The sequence below is a fragment of the Micromonospora sp. WMMD729 genome (assembly GCF_049315225.1).
GTDB lineage: Bacteria > Actinomycetota > Actinomycetes > Mycobacteriales > Micromonosporaceae > Micromonospora.
This window is the reverse complement of record NZ_CP186059.1, coordinates 3,126,120-3,145,295: the sequence shown is the minus strand read 5'-3', so window position 1 is coordinate 3,145,295 and position 19,176 is coordinate 3,126,120. Positions and strand designations below refer to the sequence as shown.

Sequence of the window (19,176 nt, the reverse complement as noted above, 5' to 3'; positions counted from 1 at the left end):
CGCGTGGGTGCCCGCACGACCTCCGGGTGCACGTGCTCTGAGCAGGTGCGAAGATCAGTTTTGCGAATCGACCGGGAGGACGACATGCGATACCGCACTCTGGGCGCCACCGGCACGGTGGTGTCGACCCTGTGTCTGGGCACCATGACCTTCGGCGCGGAGACCGACGAGGAGGGCAGCTTCGCGCAGCTCGACCGGTTCGTCGAGGCCGGCGGCACCTTCCTCGACACCGCCGACGTCTACTCCCGGGGCATCTCCGAGGAGATCGTCGGCCGCTGGCTGCGGGCCCGGCCCGACGTGCGGGACCGTCTCGTCATCGCCACCAAGGGCCGCTTCCCGATGGGCCCGGGGGCGAACGACGCCGGACTGTCCCGGGTACACCTCACCCGCGCCCTGGACGCGAGCCTGCGGCGGCTCGGTGTCGAGGCCGTCGACCTCTACCAGGCGCACGCGTGGGACCCGCTGACCCCGCTGCCCGAGACGCTGCGCTTCTTCGACGACGCGGTGCGCGCCGGCAAGATCCGCTACGCCGGGGTCAGCAACTTCACCGGCTGGCAGTTGCAGAAGGCCGCCCTGCTCACCCAGCACCTCAACCTCACCCCGATCGTGACGCTGCAACCGCAGTACAACCTGCTGGCCCGGGAGATCGAGTTCGAGCTGGTGCCGGTCTGCGAGAACGAGGGCATCGGCATCCTGCCGTGGTCACCGCTGGGCGGGGGCTGGCTGACCGGCAAGTACCGGCGGGACACCACGCCCACCGGCGCGACCCGGCTCGGGGAGAATCCGCAGCGTGGCGTCGAGGCGTACGCCGGTCGCAACGCGCAGGAGCGCACCTGGCGGGTGCTCGACGCGGTCGGCCAGGTCGCACAGGACCTGGGCGCGTCCATGTCGGCGGTGTCGCTGGCCTGGCTGGCGGCCCGACCGGCGGTCACCTCGGTGATCCTCGGCGCGCGTACCACCGAGCAGCTTGACGACAACCTGACCGCCGCCGACCTCGTCCTGAGCGACGAGCAGATGCGGCTGCTGGACGAGGCGAGCGCGCCCCCGGTGGGCGACTACCCGTACGGCGGGGCCGGGGTCCGGCAGCGCGGGCGTGACCTGCCGTGACGACGTTCCCCGAGCCCACCGGGCCGGCCGGCGGCCGCACCGAGGTCTTCCTGCGGTACCTGGACTACTTCCGCGAATCGGTGGTGGCCAAGGTGTCGGCGTTGGACGAGTCGGAGCTGCGCGGCAGCCGGCTGCCGTCCGGATGGACCCCGTTGGAGCTGGTCACCCACCTGCGCCACGTCGAGTTGCGCTGGATCGAGTGGGGCTTCGAAGGCCGGGACGTCGCCGAGCCGTGGGGCGATCGTCGGGACGACCGCTGGTACGTCGCTCCGGACGAGACCCGCGACGAACTGATCGCGGCGCTGCGGGCGCAGGGCACGCACACCAGCGCCGTGGTGTCCGCGCACGACCTGGCCGAGATCGGTGCGCCGGGCCCGCGCTGGGACGGCGCGGACCCGGCGTCGCTGGAACGGGTGCTGTTCCACCTGGTGCAGGAGTACGCCCGTCACCTCGGCCACCTCGACGTGGTCACCGAACTGGCGGGCGGCCCGACCGGCGAGTGACGCTGGGGCCCGATAATGGGCCGATGCCGCTGCTCGTCACCCCCGCCCTGCCTCCCGGGAGTCTCGCCGCCCAGGAACAACCCCGTCTTGAGGTACGCCCCGGGATGGCGCTGCGGCCGTGGCGCGACGACGATGCCCCGGCCGTACGCGCGGCGTTCGGTTGCCCGTCGATCCAGCGGTGGCACGTGCTCCGGCTCGACGACGACGCCGAGGCCAGGGCGTGGACGGCACAGTGGGCCCGCCGCTGGCGGGCCGAGACGGCCGTGAGCTGGGCGATCGTTGAGGCCGACGACCGGCCGGTCGGTCAGACGGGGTTGCGGGAGATGCTGCTGACCGAGGGGTCGGCGCAGGTGTCGTACTGGCTGCTGCCCGACGCGCGCGGTCGCGGGATCGCCACTGAGGCGCTGGAGGCGCTGACGCGGTGGAGCTTCACGCGGGCGGGCCTGCACCGGTTGGAGTTGAACCACTCGACCGCCAATGCGGCGTCGTGCCGGGTCGCCACCCGGGGCGGATTCGCCGTGGAGGGGGTGGCGCGTCAGTCGATGCGGCACGCCGACGGCTGGCACGACATGCACCAGCACGCGCGGCTGCGCACCGACGGGCCGGTCCGATCAGCGGGGCTGCGCCCAGCCGACGAAGCGCGGGGTCAGGTCGGGTAGCGCCACATCCGGGTTGAGGGCGGCGAGATCCGCCTCGGCGTCCTTCTGGACCTCCGCCAGGTGGGTCAACAGGCCCGGGCGGTCCTCGCGGTACCGGCCGAGCAGACGCAGCTTCGCGGCCGAGCACGGCCAGAGGATGCCGCAGACCGGGCAGCGCCACGACGGGCGCAACGGGGAGTGCGTCGACCTCCTGGCCGATCCTTCGGTGTGTCGCATGGGCGGTCCTTCCGGCTCGACTGGTGGAGGCGGGGGCCGCGTCCGCTACCGGACGCGGCCCCCGCACGAACGCGTCCGCCGGGTTCGGGTCCCTGCCGGCCGCGCCGTTGATACCCCACTTTCCCGGGAGTCGCTGGACAAGCACACAGCGTTACGTGTTCTCTTTTGCACAGCCCCTTTGCTCCCCGGAAGGAACGGTATGAACCACGCCTTTGTCGCCGCGCTCGCCGAGGCGGGTCACACGGCCGAGAGCCTCGCCGACCGGCTCGGTGTGCACCCGAAGACCGTCGCCCGGTGGGCGAACCCGGGTCACGTTCCCCAGAGTCGTCATCGGGCGACCGTCGCCGAGCTGTTGGCCCGCGACGCCGAGGCGTTGTGGCCGGACGCCCTGCGTCGCCGCGAACCGGTGTGGTTCCGACCGTGGGTCGACATCGAACGCGAGGCGGTGACGCTGCGGTCGTTCCAGTTGGCGTGGGTGCCCGGGCTGCTCCAGACCGAGGCGTACGCCCGGGCGACCCTGGCCGGCGGTGTCCTCACGGCGGACGCGGTGGACGAGTTCACCGAGGCGCGGATGAACCGACAGTCGATTCTCGACCGGGACGGCGACGGACCGCTGCTCATCGCCCTGCTCGACGAGGGGGTGCTGCGCCGCCGCGTCGGCGACGACCGGGCGTTGATGGCCGCGCAGCTCACCCGCCTGCTCGGCTACGTCGAGACGGACACGATCCAGCTTCAGATCGTTCCGGCGGACGCGCCCAGCTATCCCGGGCTCGACGGCCCGTTCACCATCGCCGACCTGCGGGACGGCTCGCGCATCGGGCACGTCGACAGTGCCGCGCAGGCGCAGATCCTCGATGCGCCGTCGGAGGTTGTTAGCCTGGAGCGGCGGTGGGAGCGGATTCGCGGCGAGGCGCTGCCCCGGGGACGTTCCCTGGACCTTCTCAGAGAAGCGGCGGGATCATGGACATGACCGGGGCGCGGTGGCGCACGAGCACGAGAAGCGGTGGCAACGGCGGCGACTGCGTCGAGGTCGCCGACAACCTTCCGGGCGTGGTGCTGGTGCGCGACTCGAAGGACCGTGACGGCGCGACGCTGGCCTTCGGCCCGGACGCCTGGCGCGGTTTCGTGGCGATGGCCCGCGCCGCCGGCTGACCGTCCACGTCGGCGCGGTCCGGTCAGCGCACGCCGGCCGGTTCGGCCGCTTGCGGCTCGCGGGCGGTCGGCCAGGTGAGCCGGCGTACGCCGGGCACGAGCGAGGTGCCGCCGCAGGAGGCGAGAACCAGCAGGCCGGCGACCGCCAGGGGTACGGGTGCGCCGAACGCGTCGGCGGCCAGCGGCGCGAGCGCGTAACCCAGCGGCATGGCGGCCAGTGACACCAGCCAGTCGTACGAGGTGACCCGGGCCAGCACCTCCGGTGGGAAGTGGTGCTGCACGACGGTCTCCCAGACCGGGTTGAGATAGCCGAGGGCGGTCAGCGCCACGGCGTACGTGGCGATCACGGCCGGGGCGGGCGCGGCGACGGCGAGCAGGAACAGCGGTACGGCGTAGCTGGCCAGCCCGACGTTGGCCAGCAGCACCGGCCGGCGTAGCCGGACCCGCCCGGCCAGCAGCGAGCCGGTCAGCATGCCGATCGCGCCGGCCTGCAACAGCAGCACCCAGGTCGCCTCGCCGCCGAGGCGGTCGATGGCGACGGCCGGCCCGAGGGTCATCAGCACGGCGGCGGCGCCGTTCCACACGCCGTGCCCGAGCAGGCTGGTCCAGAACCAGTCGCGGGCGCGTACCTCGCCGAAGCCGTGCCGCAGGTCGGCCAGGACCGACCGGCGGGGCACCGGCACGTGCGCCACCCGGACCAGGGCGAGCAGGACGGCGCTGAGCGCGAACGACGCGCCGTCGATCACGAACGCCCAACCGGGGCCGGCGGCCCAGATCAGCGCCCCGGCCAGGGCCGGGCCGAGCAGTCGGCTGGCGTTGGCGGTGACTCCCATCAGGGCGTTCGCCCGTTGCCGGTCGGCGGCCGCGACGGTGCCGGCCACCAGGGGTGACGCGGTCGGGATGGCGAACGCCGACGCGGTGCCACCGAGCGCGGACGCCACCACGACGGTGGTCAGCGACGGGTCGCCGCCGAGCAACTCCACGCCGACGGCGAGTTGGGTCACGCAGCGGACCACATCGCTGAGCAGGGCGACCCGGCGTGCGGCGAAACGGTCGGCGACGACACCGCCGATCGGCAGCAGCAGCAGCCGGGGCACCATCGCGGCAGCCAGGACGGCCGCCAACGCCCCGCTGGAACCGGTGGCCCGCAGCACGGCCAGGGCCAACGCGGCGGGCACCACCGCATCCCCGACCGCCGAGACGGTACGGCCGAGAAACAGCAGCCGGAAGGAGCGGGTGCGCAGAGGGTGAGCCATGCCGTGAACATACTTCGACGCCGAACCTTTCGGCAATGAATATTTCGGCGTTGAGCTAAGCTGGTGTCGTGAGCGCTACCGAAGATGCCGTCGACCAGCACATCCAGCGCTGGCTCCCCGTGGTGCCCGACCTCGACAGCGACATCGAGGGCGCGGTGACCCGGATGATCCGGCTGACCCGGCACCTGCGCGCGGTCAAGGAACGGGTCCTCGCCGACTTCGACCTGCCCCGGCACGAGTACGAGACCCTGCACGCCCTGGCCGGTCGACGCGGTCGCGCGGCCCCCTCCGACCTGGCCGCGGACCTGTCGGTGGCACCCGCCTCGATCACCGCCCGCGTCGACACCCTGCTGGCACGGGGCTTCGTGCGCCGCATCCCGTCCACCGTCGACCGTCGTCGGGTGGACGTGGAACTCACCGACGCCGGCATGGACGCGTGGCGCGCGGCCATGCAGATCCAGGGCGACGAGGAGCACCGACTCTTCGGCGCGCTGACCCCGGACGAGCGACGGGTGCTCACCGACCTGCTGCGCCGGGTGCTGCTCGTCGCCGAGCAACCCGCCGAAGCGCCGTAGGCGAGGAGTCTGTGGCGATTGCTACGTGAGCACCACCTGTCCGAGTTCCTGGGTGCATCGGGTGAGCGCGACGTAGAGGCCGTTCCAGCCGCGTGGTCCAGCGGCGATGCCCTGGGGGTCGATGAGTAGCGTCGCGTCCCATTCCAGTCCCTTGGACTGGGTCGCGGTGAGCACCGGCACATCGCTCAGCACGGCGAGGAGTTCGGCGATGCGCTCGGCGGGGGCGATGACGCCGACCGTACCGCCATGCCACCGTTGCCGCAGCTCTCGCACGGCTTGGGCGGCGGCGCCGGCAAGCTCGGCGGGCGTGGTCGTGCGGACCCAGGGGGCGATGCCGGAGGAGCGTACCGCCCGTGGTGGCGCGTTCTGGCTGCCAGCTTCCTTCAAGACGGGTTCGGTGAGGTCCATGACCTCACGCGGGGTCCGGTAACAGATGGTCAGCTCCGCAGCGGCCCAGCGGTCTCTGAAAACAGCCTGCACCGCTTGTGCCCAACTGGTGTGCCGGTGTGCTGCCTCTGCCTGGTCGATGTCGCCGACGGCGGTGATGGAGCGACTGGGACAGCGCCGTAGGACCATGTGCCACTGCATCTCGGACAGCTCTTGCGCCTCGTCGATGACGACGTGGCCGTACACCCAGTCGCGCTGCCGGCGAGCGTGGTCGGCGACGAACTCGCCCTGTGGCTGCGGGGCTTCGGCATCGCCCAGCAGGTCGGCGAGGGCGTCGAGCAGGGGGATGTCGCTCGATGCCCACAGTGCGGGCTCGGCCGAGACGGCGGCGATCTCCTCCGTGGACAACTGCGGGGCAAACCGGGCGAGCAGGGCGCGGTCGGTCAGGAGATCGGACAGGAGGGTTTCGGCGTCGAGGGTGGGCCACCACGCCTCGATGAACCGGGCGATGGTGGCGTTCTCCGCGACCCGATGACGGAGATCCTCTACCTCCTCCTCGGAGAACAGTCCGTCGACGTCACTGCCGGTGGACCTCCTGCCGACATGGCGGTCATGCTGCATCGCCCGGTCAACGCGGGCGAGGATGTCCTCGAAGCCCTCCTCCATCTCGTGCATCAGAGCCTCACGCTGCTCGACCACGGCTTCGGCAAGGATGTGGTGCAGCTGCTCGGCGAACGCCGTGCGGGCGCGGTGGTACGGGCGTCCGTGCACCGCCGAGGTAAGAGCCTGTGTCACTGTTTCGGCTGAGATGACGTAGAACTCGCCCTCCCAGCGCAGCTTCAGCTCACGGGGCCGGGGAAGCAGCGACGCGACGTAGTTCTCCAGCGCGGGTTGCCAGAGGGCGCGGCCCTTTATCTCGGCGAGAAGCCGGCTCTCGTCGCGGCCCACGCGGATCTCGGGCAGCAGAGTGTCGCAGGTCGCCGAGACGACGGCGGTCTCACCGAGCGCCGGCAGCACCTGGGCGATGTACTGGAGGAACCGCGGCGAGGGGCCGAGGACCAGGACCGCCTGCTCGGCCATCTTCGGGTGGGCGAACAGCAGGTAGGCGACGCGGTGCAGGGCGACCACGGTCTTGCCGGTGCCGGGACCGCCCTGAACGATCAGCGGGCCGGTCGCCTCGGCCCGGATGATGTCGTCCTGTTCGCGTTGCAGCGTGGAGATCGCCGTCGACATGTGACCGGTGCGCCGCTGGTCCAGGGCGGCCAATAGAGCGCCTTCACCGACGAGTTCCGCTGTTATGGTCCCGTCCAGTGGCTCGTCGTCCACTCCGACCACGGTCGATTCCGTCGTGCGTATGTGGCGGCGCCGCGCCTGACCTTGCGGGTCGACAGCCGTCGCGGTGTAGAACGGCCGAGCTGCGGGAGCGCGCCAGTCCACCAGCAGCGGCTCACTGTCCTCGCCCTCGTCGCGGAGACCGACACGGCCTATGTGTCGAACGGTGCCATCAAGGCCGTCGAGGCGGCCGAAGATCAGCCCTTCCCGGGCTCGCCGTAGCTCCTCGTACTGCTGGCGGAGCATGCGCCGCCGCGCCCGTTCCAACGCGTCCAGGGTCGCTGACGAGAGCTCAGCCTGTAGGTGGTCGGCAAGCCTGTCGCGCCGGGCCCTGGCCAAGTCGAGAAACTCCTGCTCCTCGGCAACCGCGGATCGGCGAGCGATGCTTTTTGCGGTAGAGGTTGGCGGTTCACCGTCTGGTGTTACTTTGCTGACGCCAGCAGTGCCGTTGTGCAGAGCAGAATTCCGGCCCATTCGCAAATCCTTGCATTGGTGCTCTTCCTCGGCCCGGATGGACCACGGTGTATTCCGGCGGCAAGCATAGAGTTGGTTTCTCCTCGTCGGCCAGGAATCCTGTCGGCGGAGATGGTGATCTCAATGCCTTGCAGTTCGGAGTCGCTTGTGGCCCCACCCAATCCTGATTCGCCTATCCGCGATGGCGAGTAGTTCATCGGTGATCCGCCGGACGGCACGACGAACTTCGCCCAGTTGCAGCGGCGCTCCACCGCCGCCCGGTGGTCAATGCCCTTCGCCGCAGCCCGGCGGATCGGTGCCACATCGCCGGGCAGCCGGCGGCGCGGTGGGGCGTACCCCGGAAAATTGCCTGGCGGCACGCGTACCCCGATGGGAGGGTGACCGGCATGGCTGCGCACGCTCTGGCCGGGGCCCTGGCCGACGACGGACGGCGACGGATCTTCGCGGCGGTCGCGTTGGGGGCGAGAACCGTGCCCGAGGTCGTGCAGCGCTCCGGCTTGGCCGCGCGGGTCGTGCTCACCGGGCTGCGCCGGCTCACCGACGCGGGCCTGGTCACCGGCGCGGACGGCGCGCTCGCGGTCGACGAGGCGTCGCTGCGGACGGCGGCCCGCGACAGCCGCCCGGCCGACGACCCCAACCCGGCCGAGGACCCGGTGCTGCGCACGTTCCTGCGCGGGGACGTGCTGGTGGGCATGCCGGCGCAGCGCGGCCGGCGGCGAACGCTGCTGGCACACATCGCGCAACGGTCGTTCGAGCTGGGCACCCGTTATCCGGAGCGGGCCGTCGACGACGCACTCAAGCCGTGGTGTGCCGGCGGCGCGTCGGACCACGCCACCCTGCGTCGCTACCTGATCGACGAGCGGTTGCTCACCCGTGAGCAGGGCATCTACCAGCGGACCGCAGAGGACCACGCGTGACCACGGCCGTCCGGCCGCAGTGGGTGACCGACGCCGTCCGTCCCGACCATCCGGACGCGGTGGTGCTGCTGCGCGAGTACATGGCGGAGATGGTGGTGCGCTACTACGGTCGCCCGGCCCGACCCGGCGAGGTCGACGCCGCGTTGGCCGAGATGCCCAGCGACGACCTGGCGTACCCCACCGGGTTGCTCCTGATCGCGCACCGCGGCGCGGACCTGGCCGGTTGCGCGGGGCTGCGCTGGCGGCCCGGTTTCGCCGAGCTGACCCGGGTGTACGTCCGACCCGCGCAGCGCGGCACCGGCGGCGGGGCCACGCTGCTGGCCGCCGTCGAGGCGCAGGCCCTGGCGGCCGGAGCGGACCGGATCCGCCTGGACACCCGTTCCGACCTGGTCGAAGCCCGCGCGTTGTACGCCCGGCACGGCTACCTGGAGATCCCGGCGTACTCGCACGGCCCGTACGCGGAGCACTGGTTCGAGAAGGAGTTGACGGCCGGCTCGGGACGCGTTAAATAAGAAGAGGAAGTTGAGTCACCTGGACTCAACCATCACCTTCGGCCAGGAGAACCGAGGAGGCATGACCATGTTGATGCGTACCGACCCGTTCCGCGAGGTGGACCGGCTCGCCGAGCAGTTCTTCGGTACGGCGGCCCGTCCGGCGACCATGCAGCTCGACGCCTACCGCGACGGAGACTTCTTCTACGCCGCGTTCGACCTGCCCGGCGTCGACCCCGACACCATCGACTGCACCGTCGAGCGCAACGTCCTGACCGTCCGCGCCGAGCGCCGCCGACCGTCCGGGGACGGCGTCGAACTGGTCGCCGCCGTACGTCCGATGGGCACCTTCACCCGACGGCTGTTCCTCGGCGACACCCTCGACACCGACAAGCTGGAAGCCGGCTACGAGCACGGGGTGCTGACGCTGCGCATCCCGGTCGCCGAGCGGGCCAAGCCCCGCCGGGTCACCATCACCGCCAACGGCAACGGCCGACGCCAGATCAACGCCTGACCCCCTGCCCCCACCCCACCCCGGCCCGCCCCACCCGGCCCCGCCCCGCCCCGCCCCGCCCCGGCGATCATGAAGTTATTGCCACGACACGCCGAGCCAGGTGGCAATAACTTCATGATCGATGCGACCCGGACGGCGCGGGGGGAGGGACGGGGGCGGGGGCGGCGATCTTGCGCTTTGGGTTGTTGTGATGGGCCTTCATGTCCCTTATGTCGCCGCAGAAAGTGCAAGATCGACGGCTGACGCACTGCCTCGACGGCCGGCACCCGCAGCGAGGGTGCCGGCCGTCGGCGCGCCTGCGTGGCAATCCCATCCGCTGCTGAGAACCTTTTTCACATGGTGTCCTCCGACGCGCCCGTGCTCGCCCGCCCCACCGCCCGACCGGCCCTGCCGAGCGCGCCGATGGACGTCACCGAGGCGTGGCTGCGCAACCGTCGGCTCTCCGAGCACACCCGTGACGCGTACCGGCGCGACGTCGCCGCCTTCCTCGGCTGGTGCGCCGGGCACGACCTGGACCCGCTGCGGGCCACGTTCCTGCACGTCAACGAGTACGCCCGCACGCTGGAGTCCACACTCGTGGCCCGCAGCGGCCGGCCGTTGACCCCGGCGACCGTGGCACGCCGGTTGTCTGCCCTGTCGAGCTGGTACGACTTCCTCGTCAAGCTCGGCGGCGTACCCGCCAACCCGGTCTCCGGCGCGGACCGCCCCCGCGTCGACCGGGACCACTCCGCCACCATCGGGCTCACCCCCGAGGAGGTGGACGCCCTGCTCACCGCCGCCGACGCCGAGACCGGCCCGACGGCGGCGCGCAGCCGGGCCGCGATCGCGCTCCTGGCCGACCTGGGCCTGCGGGTCGGCGAACTGGTCTCGCTGGACCTGACCGACCTCGGCGCCGAACGCGGACACCGCAGCGTGCGGTTCGTCGGCAAGGGCGGCAAGCAGCGCCGACGAGCCCTCACCCCGGGCACCGCGTACGCCGTCGATGCGTACCTGGCCCAACGGGCCGCCGCCGCCGGCGTGCCGGTGACCCAACTGACCGGACCACTGCTGGTCACCGCCAGCGGCGCACGACTCGACCGGCACTCCGTCTTCCGGATGGTGCGCCGCCTCGCCCGGGCCGCCGGCATTCCGGCCTGGGCACGACTGTCCCCGCACTCGCTGCGACACGCGTTCGCCACCACCGCCCGCTCCGAGGGCGTCCCCCTCGAAGACGTGCAGGACGCCATGGGCCACGCCGACCCGCGCACCACCCGCCGCTACGACCGGGACCGGCACAACCTCGACCGCGACCCGGCGTACGCGGTGTGGGCCGCGCGGTCGCGCCGGCGCGGCTGACCGTCGTACCCCCGCCCTACGGTCGCCGGATGAGACACGGTCTGGAGATCCCCTGTGGCGGCGACCATCTCGCCGTCGCCACCCTCGTCGAGCTGGGTGAGCTGGCCGAGCGCGCCGGATGGGACGGGGTGTTCCTGGAGGACTACCTCATCCACTACCACGGCGACGACCCGTCCACCTACGACCCGTGGTTGGTGCTCACGGCGATCGCCGGGCGTACCGAGCGGATCCGGTTGGGCACCACCGTCACCGCGCTGCCCCGACGCCGCCCGGCGAAGCTGGCCCGCGAGGTGCTCACCCTCGACCAGCTCAGCGCCGGCCGGGCCACCGTCGCGGTGGGCGTCGGCGACCCGGGCGACCGGGGTCTGGCCGCGTTCGGTGAGCCGACCGAGGTGGCCGTCCGCGCCGCGATGCTCGACGAGGGCCTCGACCTGCTGACCGGCCTGCTCAGCGGGGAACGGGTCGATCATCAGGGTGTCCACTACCGGGCTGAGAAGGTGGCACTGCGTCCACCGCCCGTGCAGTCACCCCGGGTGCCGGTCTGGGTCGGCGGCAGCACCCAGGCCGGAGCGGTGCGACGGCGTGCGGCCCGCGCCGACGGCATCGTGCCGTACAAGCTGACCGACACCGACGGCTGGGCCGACTTCACCCCCGACGAGGTCCACGAGCTGGCCGCGGCGCTCCCGGCGACGCGGGCCGACGGTCAGCCGTTCGACGTGGCGATCGGCGGCCGGCGGCGCCGGCCGGACGAGCGCGCCGAACGGGCCTACCACCGCGAGCTGGCCGCCGCCGGGGCGACCTGGTGGCTGGAGTACGTCCCGGTCGGCGACCCGGCGGCGATGCGCGACGCGGTGACCCGCGGCCCGCTGCGCTGACCGCCCACGCGTCTTCCCGGCGGTGGATCGGGTTCCGCCACCGGGCTGACCACACCGGCGGTGACCTGCGGCGCGCCGCGCATCAGCGCGCCGCGCATCAGCCCGCCGCGCATCAGCCCGCCGACTCGCCGCGCCCTCAGCCCTGTAGCGGCCGGCTCGCCGGGCGCTCAGCCCTGTGGGCGACGGCAGAGGCAGAACGGCTGGCCGATCGGGTCGAGGAGCACCACCCACGTCTCGCCGGGCTGGAACTCCGGCTTCGACGCCCCCGCGGCCACGAACTCCTTCTCGGCCTGGGCCAGGTCGTCGACGTAGAGGTCGAGGTGGTAGCGCTTCTGCCCGGACGCATCCGGCCAGGCCGGCGGCGTGTAGCCCTCGACCAGGCCGAACCCGATGGACATGCCACCGCCGTTGATCATTGCGTACTCGGCCTGGCTGTGGGTGATCTCCCAGCCCAGCACCCGGTGGTAGAAGGCCGCCTGCGCGGCCGGGTCGGAGCTGTCCAAATTGACCATGGCGAGGTCAGCGGTCGTCGTCATGGTGGCAGTCTGCCCGGCACCCCCGACAAATTCCGTCGACCTCCTCAGCAGAGCAGGTCCAGGTGGTGGTGGGCGTCCTCGGCGATGTCCTCGTGCCGCAGCCACCGCCGCGCCCACAGCCGGGCCGCCAGCTCTGCCTGCTCGTCACCCCAGGCGGCGTGCTCCACCAGCAGCGCGGCGGTCAGCGCGTACGCCAGCCGCAGCGCCAGGGCGCGGGCGCCCGCGACGACGCCGGCCGCGCCCGGGTCGGCGGTCACCGCGACGATGGTGTCGCGGAGCTGGCCGGTGACGGTGGCCAGGGTGTCGGCCAGCGCGGGCGACAGCGGCCGGGCCAGGTCGGCGGCGGCGGTCAGCCGACGCAGCAGCGGCGTCCCGGCGTCCTCCCGGGTCAACGCGCGCAGCACGTCCAGCGACAGCACGTTGGTGGTGCCCTCCCAGATCGGCAGCACCTGCGCGTCGCGCAGCAGCCGGGGCACCCCGGTGTCCTCCACGTAGCCGGCGCCGCCGAAGCTCTCCACGTACTCGCTGGCGGAGCTGACGGCGAGCCGGCCGGTGGCGAGCTTGGCCAGCGGCGCGACGATGCGCAGCTCGGCGACGGCCTCCGGGTCGGCGCCGACCTCCACCCGACCGAGCAGCGCGAACGCGTGCCCCGCGAGGGCGAACGCGCCCGCCGCGTCGACCGCGAGGATGCCCAGCGTGGCCCGGTGCAGCGGCGAGGACGACAGCGGGCCGCCCGCGACGTGCCGGGCGTCGGCGAACGCGCGGGCGTAGGCGAGCCCACGGCGCATCCCGCCGGCCGCGGCGGCGGCGTTGTGCACCCGGGTCACCACGACCAGGGTCATCGCCCGCACCAGGCCGGGCACCGCCGGGTCGCCCAGCGGCACCGCGTACGCGTCGCGCAGCCCGATCTCCGCGGTCGGCAGCGCCCGGGTGCCGAGCTTGTCCTTGAGCCGGTGCACGACGACGCCCGGGGCGGGCGAGTCCGCCGCCGCGCCGGTGGACAGGGGCGAGTCGACCGCGTAGCGGGGGACCAGGAACGGCGCGAGCACCCGGCTGCCCCGCCCGGCGCCCTCCGGGCGGGCCAGCGCCACCGCCATTGCCGCGTCGGCGGCGGAGCAGAACCACTTCTCCCCGGTCAGCCGCCACGAACCGTCCGCGGCCGGCCGGCCGATGGTGCTGGACCGGCCCAGGTCCGAGCCGCCCTGCGACTCGGTCATCCACTGCCCGCTGGTGATCGCCGTGTCCGGATCGGTGGAGAGCAGCCGGGGCAGCCACGCGTCACGGACACCGGCGTCGACGTCGGGCAGGCTGAGCAGGGCCGCCGCGCCGTCGGCCATCGCCACCGGGCAGGAGAACGTGGCCGACTCGGGCCCGAACACGTGCAGCAGCGCGTGCTGGACGACCCGCGCGGCGGCACCCCAGGCGCTCCGGGCGTCGGGCAGGTAGGGCAGCGCCACCACGGCGTGCCGGGCCGCGGCGGCCCGCTGCGCCTCCCACCCGGCGGACACCTGGATGCGGTCGACGCGGGCGCCCCACGGGTCGTAGCGGACCAGCGTCGGCGGCTGCGCCTCGGCGTCGGCGTGCGCCGCGCGCAGCGGCCCGGTGACGTCGGCGGCCAGGTCGGCCAGGCGGCCCTTCGCGGCGGCGTGTCCCGCCGCGCCGAGATGACGCTCCAGCCAGGACCGCAGCAGGGCGTCACCGGCGTACGGGTCGGCGGGGGGTGGTACCGGCTGCACGAAGCGGCTCATCGATCGGCTCCCTGGCGCTACGGGGGTGTGCGCCGACGGTAGACGATGCGTCGCTGCGCCGAAAGAAGGCCCAGTTTCCGGCTTGCCGTGCCTCACCGCGACGGCGTTCTCTACGGTCGGTAGTCGTGGGTGCCGGCCAGTCGTGGAACCGACCGGCCCGGCGGCGCCGCCCGATGCGTGCCGGGCTGGCCCTCGCCGGGTTCGGCATGGCCCTGTGCTGCGTCGGGGTGGCCGGGCTGGGCGCGTGGAACCTGCAGACCGTACGACAGGCCGCCGGCCCGATCCGGGACACCGCCGACGGGTTCCTCAGCGAGGTGGCCCTCGGTGACAGCGACCGGGCGTACGACCGGCTGTGCGCGGACGCCCGTACCCGGTGGAGCGCGATCGGGTTCACCAGCTGGGTGCGGACCCCGCCCATGGTGACCGACTACGAGATCACCGACGTGTCGGTGGCCACCAAGGGTGGGCGTCCGCGCGGCACGGTGACGGTGCGGTTGACCCGCGACGGCGGCATCAGCGAGGAACGCCGCCTGCCGGTGGTCCGCGAGGGCGGCGACTGGCGGGTGTGCGGTGACCCCTTCTGAGCCGCCGGCCGTCGACCTGGCGCACCCCCGGCTGCTGCGTAGACGTCAGGGCGTCGAGCCGACCACCTCGACCGAGTTGTTCTTCGACCTGGTCTTCATCTTCACGATCACCCAGGTGTCGCACTACCTGATCGCACACCCGGACTGGCGGGGCGCCGCCCGTACCGCCCTGCTGCTGGCGCTGGTCTGGTTCGTCTGGGTCTACACCACCTGGGTGACCAACTGGCTGCAACCGGACCAGGGCCCGGTACGGGCGATGCTGATCGGGGTGACGCTGGGCAGCCTGCTGTTGTCGGCGACCATCCCGCAGGCGTTCACCGGGATGGGTCTGCTCTTCGCGGTGGTCTACGTCAGCGTGCAGGTGGGGCGGACCGTGTTCGCGTTGTGGGCGGCGCAGGGCAACCCGTGGCTGGTCGACGGGTTCCAGAAGTCGCTGCCCTGGATCGCCACCACGTCGGTGCTCGTGGTCGTCGGCGGCCTCGTCGACAGCCCGGCCCGGGAGGTGGTGTGGGCGGCGGTGATCGTGTTCGAGGTGGTGGGCCTGTCGATCGGCTACCGACTGCCGGGGCGCGGACGCAGCCGCCCCGAGCGGTGGATGGTGGAGGGCGGGCACCTCGCGGAGCGTTGCGGGGCGTTCATCCTCATCGCGCTCGGCGAGTCGATCCTGGTCACCGGCAGCACCCTCACGTCACACGTGGATCGGGTACGCCTCGGCGCGTTCGGTGTGGCGTTCGCCGGCTCGGTGGCGCTGTGGTGGGTGTACTTCGCGCGGTCGGCCCCGGCTGCCGCCCAGGTCGTCGCCGGCGCGGGCACGCGTACCGGAGCGTTGAGCCGGCTCGCGTTCAACTACCTGCACCCGGTGATGGTCGCCGGCATCGTGGTGACCTCGGCGGGCGACGAACGGCTGCTGCACGCTCCGGGCGCGGCGGCCACCACGGTCACCGCCCTGTTCACCCTGGGCGGTCCGGCGCTGTTCCTCGCCGGGCACGCCGCCTACAAGGCGGTGCTGTGGCGTGGGTTGCCGACCAGCCGGGTCGTCGCGGTGGTGGTGCTGCTGGCGTTGATCCCGGTCTGCGTGTGGCTGGGCGCCACGGTGGTGACCTGCGCGGCGCTGGCGACGGCGGCGACCGTCGCGGTGATCGTCACGGACCGGTTCCGGCGGGGCACGTCGTGACCGAACCCGTGCCCGCCCACCCGCAGTTGCTGCGTCCCCGTCGGGGCGTGGAGCGGACCACGTCCACCGAACTCTTCTTCGACCTGGTCTACGTCTTCACGATCACCCAGTTGTCCCACTACCTCAGCGGGAACCTCGACTGGCCGGGCGTGGGGCGTACCGCCGTGTTGCTGGGCATGGTCTGGCTGGTCTGGATCTACACCGTGTGGATGGGCAACTGGCTGCGCCCGGACCGGGCCCCGGTACGCGCCACGCTGTTGGTGGTGACGCTGGGCAGTCTGCTGCTCGCGGCGGCGTTGCCGACCGCGTTCGGCGGCGACGGCCTGCTCTTCGCCGGCGCGTACGCGGCGGTGCAGATCGGTCGGACGGTCTTCGCCATGTGGGCGATCCGTGGTCGGCGCTGGGTCGGTGACAGTTTCCGCCAGTGCCTCGTCTGGATCATCGCCACCGGACTGTTGGCCCTCGTCGGCGCCCTGGTGGACACTCCGGCCCGGGAGGTGATCTGGATCGGTGTGATCGCCGTCGACGCGCTCGGGTTGGCGACCGGGTTCCCGGTGCCGGGGTTGGGCCGCAGCACCCCCGAGCGCTGGGAGGTGGAGGGTGGGCACCTCGCCGAACGGTGCCAGGCGTTCGTCCTCATCGCGCTGGGAGAGTCGATTCTCGTCACCGGAGGGACGTTGACGCAGCGCCTGGACCGGGCGGGCATCTTCGCGTTCCTGCTCGCCTTCGCCGGGTCGGTGGCCCTGTGGTGGGTGTACTTCGACCGGGCGGACACGGTCATGCGGGCCCTGGCCGAGGCGGGTGAGCGGGCCGGCCGACTGTCCCGGCTGGTGTTCAACTACCTGCACCCGGTGATGGTGGGCGGCATCGTGGTCACCGCGGTCGGCGACGAGCGGCTGCTGCACGCCCCCGGGCACGCGGTCGGGTGGGCGGACGCGCTCGTCGTTCTGGGCGGCCCGGCGGTGTTCCTGGCCGGGCACGCCGCCTACCAGTTGGCGCTGGGCTTCGCCGGAGTGGCGGGCCGGGTCACCGCGACGCTGCTGCTGCTCGCGCTGATCCCCGGTGCGGTCGCGCTGGGCGCGCCGGTCGCGGTCACCGCCGGGGCGGCGTTGCTGGTCACGGCCGCGGTGATCGTGGCCGACCTGGTGTCGGACCGGCGGGTGTCTCAGTCGCGGGGGCCGAGGTCGCCGCTGCGGTAGTGCCGGCGGCAGAGCACCTGGTAGCGCACCTCGGCGGTCTCGACGGTGTCGCCGATGACGACCTGCGCGCCCTCGCGGACCACCCGCCCGTCGACGACCCGGGCGTTGAGCAGCCCTTCCCGGCCGCACCAGCACAGCACCTCGACCTGGATGCGGGCCACCTCGTCGGCCAGCTCGAACAGGCGCTGCGCGGCGGGGAACAGGCAGGACCGGAAGTCGGTGGCGAGGCCGAACGCGAACACGTCCACGTCGTAGCTGTCCACCAGTTCGGCCATCTGCTCGACGTGCTCGACCGTGTAGAAGCACGCCTCGTCGCAGATTAGGTAGTCGACGCGTACCCCGTCGGCCCAGCGGCCGCGCACGAGCGCCCGCAGGTCCAGGTCGTCGGTGACCTCGATGGCCTCGTGGGCCAGGCCGATGCGGGTGGTGACCTGCGGGCCCAGCGACCGGTCGATGCGGGTGGTGACGAGCCCGCGGCGGCCCTGGCGGGCGTGGTTGTAGTTCATCTGCAACGCCATCGTGGACTTCCCGCAGTCCATCGGCCCCCAGAAGAACTTCAGGGCCGCGGCGTGCACCGGCCGCCCGTCGAGCCCGCGCGCGGCCGCGCAGCCGGCGGGAGAGTGCGGTTCGCCGGGGAACGGGTGGGCCAGGCAGACGGGGGTGGCAGCGGCGTCGTCGGTCACGGTCGGGCAGCCTAGCCGATCGACCGTCCCGGATCGGTCAGGTGCGTCGCAGGTGCTCAGAGCACCCGGGGCGGCGTGTTGCCGGCGGCGATGATGGCCCGGCGCATCGGCACCGCCAACAGCAGCACGAACCCGACCACGAAGAAGCCCACCAGTGAGATCAGGCCCACCCGGTAGGAGGCGGTGAGTTGGAACACGATGCCGAACGCGAGCGGGCCGAGCCAGCTCGTGCCCTTGTCGCTGATCTCGTAGAAACCGTAGTACTCGCCCTCCTTACCGGCGGGGATGAGCTGGCTGAACAGGGACCGGCTCAGGGCCTGACTGCCACCCAGGACCAGGCCGATGCAGGCGCCGAGCGCCATGAACGGCACCGGTGCCTCGGCGGGCAGCCAGAACACGCCCAGGATCACACCGGTCCAGAGCACCAGGCTGATCAGCACCGTCTTGCGCGCGCCGATGCGCCGGGCCAGCGCGCCGAGGAGCAACGCGCCGCCGAAGGCGAGGAACTGCACCAGCAGGATCGTGACGATCAGGGTGCTCTGCTCCAGCCGCAACTCCTCGGTGCCGTACTGGCTGGCCATGGTGATGACGGTCTGGATGCCGTCGTTGAAGACCAGGAACGCGAGCAGGAAGAACAACGTCAGCGGGTACGCCCTGACCTCCCGCAGGGTGTGCCCGAGCTGCCGGAACCCGTCGGTGAGCACGTTGCCCCGCGCGGCCAGGGCCGCCGTCACGGGACGGTCGCGCAGCCAGCGCAGCGGCACGAGGGTGAACACCGCCCACCACACGCCGGCGGACACGATCGACCAGCGGGCCAGGTCCAGGGTGCGCTGCGGGTTGTCGTCCTCGCTCAGCAGCGAGACCGCGGCCAGGTTCAACGCCAGCAGCAGGCCGCCACCGAGGTAGCCCAGCGCCCAGCCGCGGCTGGAGATGCCGTCGCGCTCGTCCGGGCCGCCGAGCTGCGGCAGGAACGAGTTGTAGACCACGATCGCGGCGCCGAAGGAGATGTTCGCGATCAGGAACAACGCGCCGCCGAGCAGGTACCGGTCGCCGGTGACGAAGGCCATCGCGATGGTCGCCCCGGCGCCGGTGAACGCGGCCCCGCCGAGCAGGCGCTTCTTGTGCGGCGACCGGTCGGCGATCGCCCCGATGACCGGGAGCACGAACACGGTCAGGAACACCGACAACGAGATCAGGTACGGGTAGTACGACCCGGCCGCCACCCGGATGCCCAGCGGGTGCACGTACCCGTCGCAGCTGTCCGCGCCCAGCTCGCAGCCGGCGGCCGTCTCGGCGACGGTGGTCAGGAACGGGCCGAGGAACACGGTGATCACCGTGGACTGGAAGGCGGAGTTCGCCCAGTCGTAGAGGTACCAGCCGCGGCGTTCGCGGGGGGTGCTCGCCAGGGGCGGGGTGTCGGTCACCGTGGGGGTCACGGTCTCGGCCATCGGGGGTTCCT

At 72.5% G+C, this 19,176-nt stretch carries 21 protein-coding genes; 14 read left to right on the top strand and 7 right to left on the bottom strand.

The genetic code is table 11. From position 1 onward, the window contains the following. The first annotated feature begins 84 nt into the window (after nucleotides 1-84). From ACN263_RS14545 to ACN263_RS14535, 3 genes are read left to right on the top strand one after another with little or no spacing between them, the layout of a single operon-like run. Nucleotides 85-1,107: an aldo/keto reductase gene (locus tag ACN263_RS14545; protein WP_422740338.1), complete on the top strand. Its 1,023-nt coding sequence runs from the start codon at nucleotides 85-87 to the stop codon at nucleotides 1,105-1,107. Beyond that, nucleotides 1,104-1,610: a DUF664 domain-containing protein gene (locus ACN263_RS14540; RefSeq protein ID WP_422740337.1), complete on the top strand. Its 507-nt coding sequence runs from the start codon at nucleotides 1,104-1,106 to the stop codon at nucleotides 1,608-1,610. Before ACN263_RS14545 ends, ACN263_RS14540 begins: the two co-directional genes overlap by 4 nt. 23 nt (nucleotides 1,611-1,633) lie before the next feature. Next, nucleotides 1,634-2,269, top strand: a complete 636-nt coding sequence (locus tag ACN263_RS14535) for a GNAT family N-acetyltransferase (RefSeq protein ID WP_422740336.1) — start codon at nucleotides 1,634-1,636, stop codon at nucleotides 2,267-2,269. Here the strand turns inward: ACN263_RS14535 and ACN263_RS14530 are convergent. Next, the gene (locus ACN263_RS14530; protein WP_422740335.1) at nucleotides 2,222-2,485 is read right to left on the bottom strand and encodes a flavin reductase; all 264 of its coding nucleotides are present in this window, start codon (nucleotides 2,483-2,485) and stop codon (nucleotides 2,222-2,224) included. The two genes, ACN263_RS14535 and ACN263_RS14530, sit on opposite strands and share 48 nt — an antisense overlap. A gap of 199 nt (nucleotides 2,486-2,684) precedes the next feature. Between ACN263_RS14530 and ACN263_RS14525 the strand changes: the two genes are divergently transcribed. After that, nucleotides 2,685-3,455 (top strand): Scr1 family TA system antitoxin-like transcriptional regulator, encoded by a 771-nt coding sequence (locus ACN263_RS14525; RefSeq protein ID WP_422740334.1) that lies wholly within the window; start codon nucleotides 2,685-2,687, stop codon nucleotides 3,453-3,455. Next, complete coding sequence (locus tag ACN263_RS14520) at nucleotides 3,446-3,637, top strand: DUF397 domain-containing protein (protein ID WP_422740333.1); 192 nt, start codon at nucleotides 3,446-3,448, stop codon at nucleotides 3,635-3,637. Before ACN263_RS14525 ends, ACN263_RS14520 begins: the two co-directional genes overlap by 10 nt. Before the next feature lie 23 nt (nucleotides 3,638-3,660). On the opposite strand, the gene ACN263_RS14515 is transcribed toward ACN263_RS14520, so the two are convergent. After that, nucleotides 3,661-4,893 (bottom strand): MFS transporter, encoded by a 1,233-nt coding sequence (locus ACN263_RS14515; RefSeq protein WP_422740332.1) that lies wholly within the window; start codon nucleotides 4,891-4,893, stop codon nucleotides 3,661-3,663. A 68-nt stretch (nucleotides 4,894-4,961) separates the two neighbouring features. Here ACN263_RS14515 and ACN263_RS14510 point away from each other — a divergent pair, with 68 nt between their 5' ends. Next, complete coding sequence (locus tag ACN263_RS14510) at nucleotides 4,962-5,468, top strand: MarR family winged helix-turn-helix transcriptional regulator (protein ID WP_422740331.1); 507 nt, start codon at nucleotides 4,962-4,964, stop codon at nucleotides 5,466-5,468. A 21-nt stretch (nucleotides 5,469-5,489) separates the two neighbouring features. On the opposite strand, the gene ACN263_RS14505 is transcribed toward ACN263_RS14510, so the two are convergent. Next, nucleotides 5,490-7,661 (bottom strand): HelD family protein, encoded by a 2,172-nt coding sequence (locus ACN263_RS14505; RefSeq protein ID WP_422740330.1) that lies wholly within the window; start codon nucleotides 7,659-7,661, stop codon nucleotides 5,490-5,492. Nucleotides 7,662-8,047: 386 nt separating this feature from the next. Here ACN263_RS14505 and ACN263_RS14500 point away from each other — a divergent pair, with 386 nt between their 5' ends. From ACN263_RS14500 to ACN263_RS14480, 5 genes are all read left to right on the top strand, one after another. After that, on the top strand, nucleotides 8,048-8,578 hold the full coding sequence (locus ACN263_RS14500; protein WP_422740329.1) for a DUF2087 domain-containing protein: 531 nt from the start codon (nucleotides 8,048-8,050) through the stop codon (nucleotides 8,576-8,578). Beyond that, nucleotides 8,575-9,090, top strand: a complete 516-nt coding sequence (locus tag ACN263_RS14495) for a GNAT family N-acetyltransferase (RefSeq protein ID WP_422740328.1) — start codon at nucleotides 8,575-8,577, stop codon at nucleotides 9,088-9,090. The genes ACN263_RS14500 and ACN263_RS14495 overlap by 4 nt, the downstream gene beginning before the upstream one ends. A 67-nt stretch (nucleotides 9,091-9,157) precedes the next feature. Further along, nucleotides 9,158-9,583 carry an Hsp20/alpha crystallin family protein gene (locus ACN263_RS14490; protein WP_422740710.1) on the top strand — a complete coding sequence of 142 codons (426 nt, stop codon included), beginning with the start codon at nucleotides 9,158-9,160 and terminating at the stop codon, nucleotides 9,581-9,583. Between the two features lie 336 nt (nucleotides 9,584-9,919). Then, nucleotides 9,920-10,918, top strand: a complete 999-nt coding sequence (locus ACN263_RS14485) for a tyrosine-type recombinase/integrase (protein WP_422740327.1) — start codon at nucleotides 9,920-9,922, stop codon at nucleotides 10,916-10,918. Nucleotides 10,919-10,947: 29 nt separating this feature from the next. Further along, nucleotides 10,948-11,793, top strand: a complete 846-nt coding sequence (locus tag ACN263_RS14480; RefSeq protein ID WP_422740326.1) for an LLM class flavin-dependent oxidoreductase — start codon at nucleotides 10,948-10,950, stop codon at nucleotides 11,791-11,793. Nucleotides 11,794-11,960: 167 nt separating this feature from the next. Here ACN263_RS14480 and ACN263_RS14475 read toward each other — a convergent pair whose 3' ends face one another. Both ACN263_RS14475 and ACN263_RS14470 read right to left on the bottom strand, forming a co-directional pair. After that, on the bottom strand, nucleotides 11,961-12,329 hold the full coding sequence (locus ACN263_RS14475; RefSeq protein WP_422740325.1) for a VOC family protein: 369 nt from the start codon (nucleotides 12,327-12,329) through the stop codon (nucleotides 11,961-11,963). Nucleotides 12,330-12,373: 44 nt separating this feature from the next. Continuing rightward, a complete protein-coding gene (locus ACN263_RS14470) occupies nucleotides 12,374-14,077 on the bottom strand; it encodes an acyl-CoA dehydrogenase family protein (RefSeq protein WP_422740324.1) in 1,704 nt (567 codons plus the stop codon). A gap of 125 nt (nucleotides 14,078-14,202) precedes the next feature. Between ACN263_RS14470 and ACN263_RS14465 the strand changes: the two genes are divergently transcribed. From ACN263_RS14465 to ACN263_RS14455, 3 genes are read left to right on the top strand one after another with little or no spacing between them, the layout of a single operon-like run. Next, entirely contained in the window at nucleotides 14,203-14,661 is a 459-nt protein-coding gene (locus tag ACN263_RS14465; protein WP_422740323.1) for a hypothetical protein, read from the top strand. Further along, nucleotides 14,648-15,835, top strand: coding sequence for a low temperature requirement protein A (locus ACN263_RS14460; RefSeq protein ID WP_422740322.1), 1,188 nt, complete (start codon nucleotides 14,648-14,650; stop codon nucleotides 15,833-15,835). Before ACN263_RS14465 ends, ACN263_RS14460 begins: the two co-directional genes overlap by 14 nt. Further along, on the top strand, nucleotides 15,832-17,034 hold the full coding sequence (locus ACN263_RS14455) for a low temperature requirement protein A (protein WP_422740321.1): 1,203 nt from the start codon (nucleotides 15,832-15,834) through the stop codon (nucleotides 17,032-17,034). The genes ACN263_RS14460 and ACN263_RS14455 overlap by 4 nt, the downstream gene beginning before the upstream one ends. On the opposite strand, the gene ACN263_RS14450 is transcribed toward ACN263_RS14455, so the two are convergent. After that, entirely contained in the window at nucleotides 17,001-17,717 is a 717-nt protein-coding gene (locus ACN263_RS14450; RefSeq protein ID WP_422740320.1) for a thymidine kinase, read from the bottom strand. The two genes, ACN263_RS14455 and ACN263_RS14450, sit on opposite strands and share 34 nt — an antisense overlap. A 56-nt stretch (nucleotides 17,718-17,773) precedes the next feature. Beyond that, nucleotides 17,774-19,165, bottom strand: coding sequence for an MFS transporter (locus ACN263_RS14445; protein ID WP_422740319.1), 1,392 nt, complete (start codon nucleotides 19,163-19,165; stop codon nucleotides 17,774-17,776). Nucleotides 19,166-19,176 lie beyond the last annotated feature (11 nt).

Coding starts and splice junctions, on each gene's coding strand:
- ACN263_RS14545 (WP_422740338.1), top strand. CDS start 85: ATGCGATACCGCACTCTGGGCGCCACCGGCACGGTGGTGTCGACCCTG.
- ACN263_RS14535 (WP_422740336.1), top strand. CDS start 1,634: ATGCCGCTGCTCGTCACCCCCGCCCTGCCTCCCGGGAGTCTCGCCGCC.
- ACN263_RS14530 (WP_422740335.1), bottom strand. CDS start 2,485: ATGCGACACACCGAAGGATCGGCCAGGAGGTCGACGCACTCCCCGTTG.
- ACN263_RS14525 (WP_422740334.1), top strand. CDS start 2,685: ATGAACCACGCCTTTGTCGCCGCGCTCGCCGAGGCGGGTCACACGGCC.
- ACN263_RS14520 (WP_422740333.1), top strand. CDS start 3,446: ATGGACATGACCGGGGCGCGGTGGCGCACGAGCACGAGAAGCGGTGGC.
- ACN263_RS14515 (WP_422740332.1), bottom strand. CDS start 4,893: ATGGCTCACCCTCTGCGCACCCGCTCCTTCCGGCTGCTGTTTCTCGGC.
- ACN263_RS14505 (WP_422740330.1), bottom strand. CDS start 7,661: ATGGGCCGGAATTCTGCTCTGCACAACGGCACTGCTGGCGTCAGCAAA.
- ACN263_RS14500 (WP_422740329.1), top strand. CDS start 8,048: ATGGCTGCGCACGCTCTGGCCGGGGCCCTGGCCGACGACGGACGGCGA.
- ACN263_RS14490 (WP_422740710.1), top strand. CDS start 9,158: ATGTTGATGCGTACCGACCCGTTCCGCGAGGTGGACCGGCTCGCCGAG.
- ACN263_RS14485 (WP_422740327.1), top strand. CDS start 9,920: ATGGTGTCCTCCGACGCGCCCGTGCTCGCCCGCCCCACCGCCCGACCG.
- ACN263_RS14480 (WP_422740326.1), top strand. CDS start 10,948: ATGAGACACGGTCTGGAGATCCCCTGTGGCGGCGACCATCTCGCCGTC.
- ACN263_RS14475 (WP_422740325.1), bottom strand. CDS start 12,329: ATGACGACGACCGCTGACCTCGCCATGGTCAATTTGGACAGCTCCGAC.
- ACN263_RS14470 (WP_422740324.1), bottom strand. CDS start 14,077: ATGAGCCGCTTCGTGCAGCCGGTACCACCCCCCGCCGACCCGTACGCC.
- ACN263_RS14445 (WP_422740319.1), bottom strand. CDS start 19,165: ATGGCCGAGACCGTGACCCCCACGGTGACCGACACCCCGCCCCTGGCG.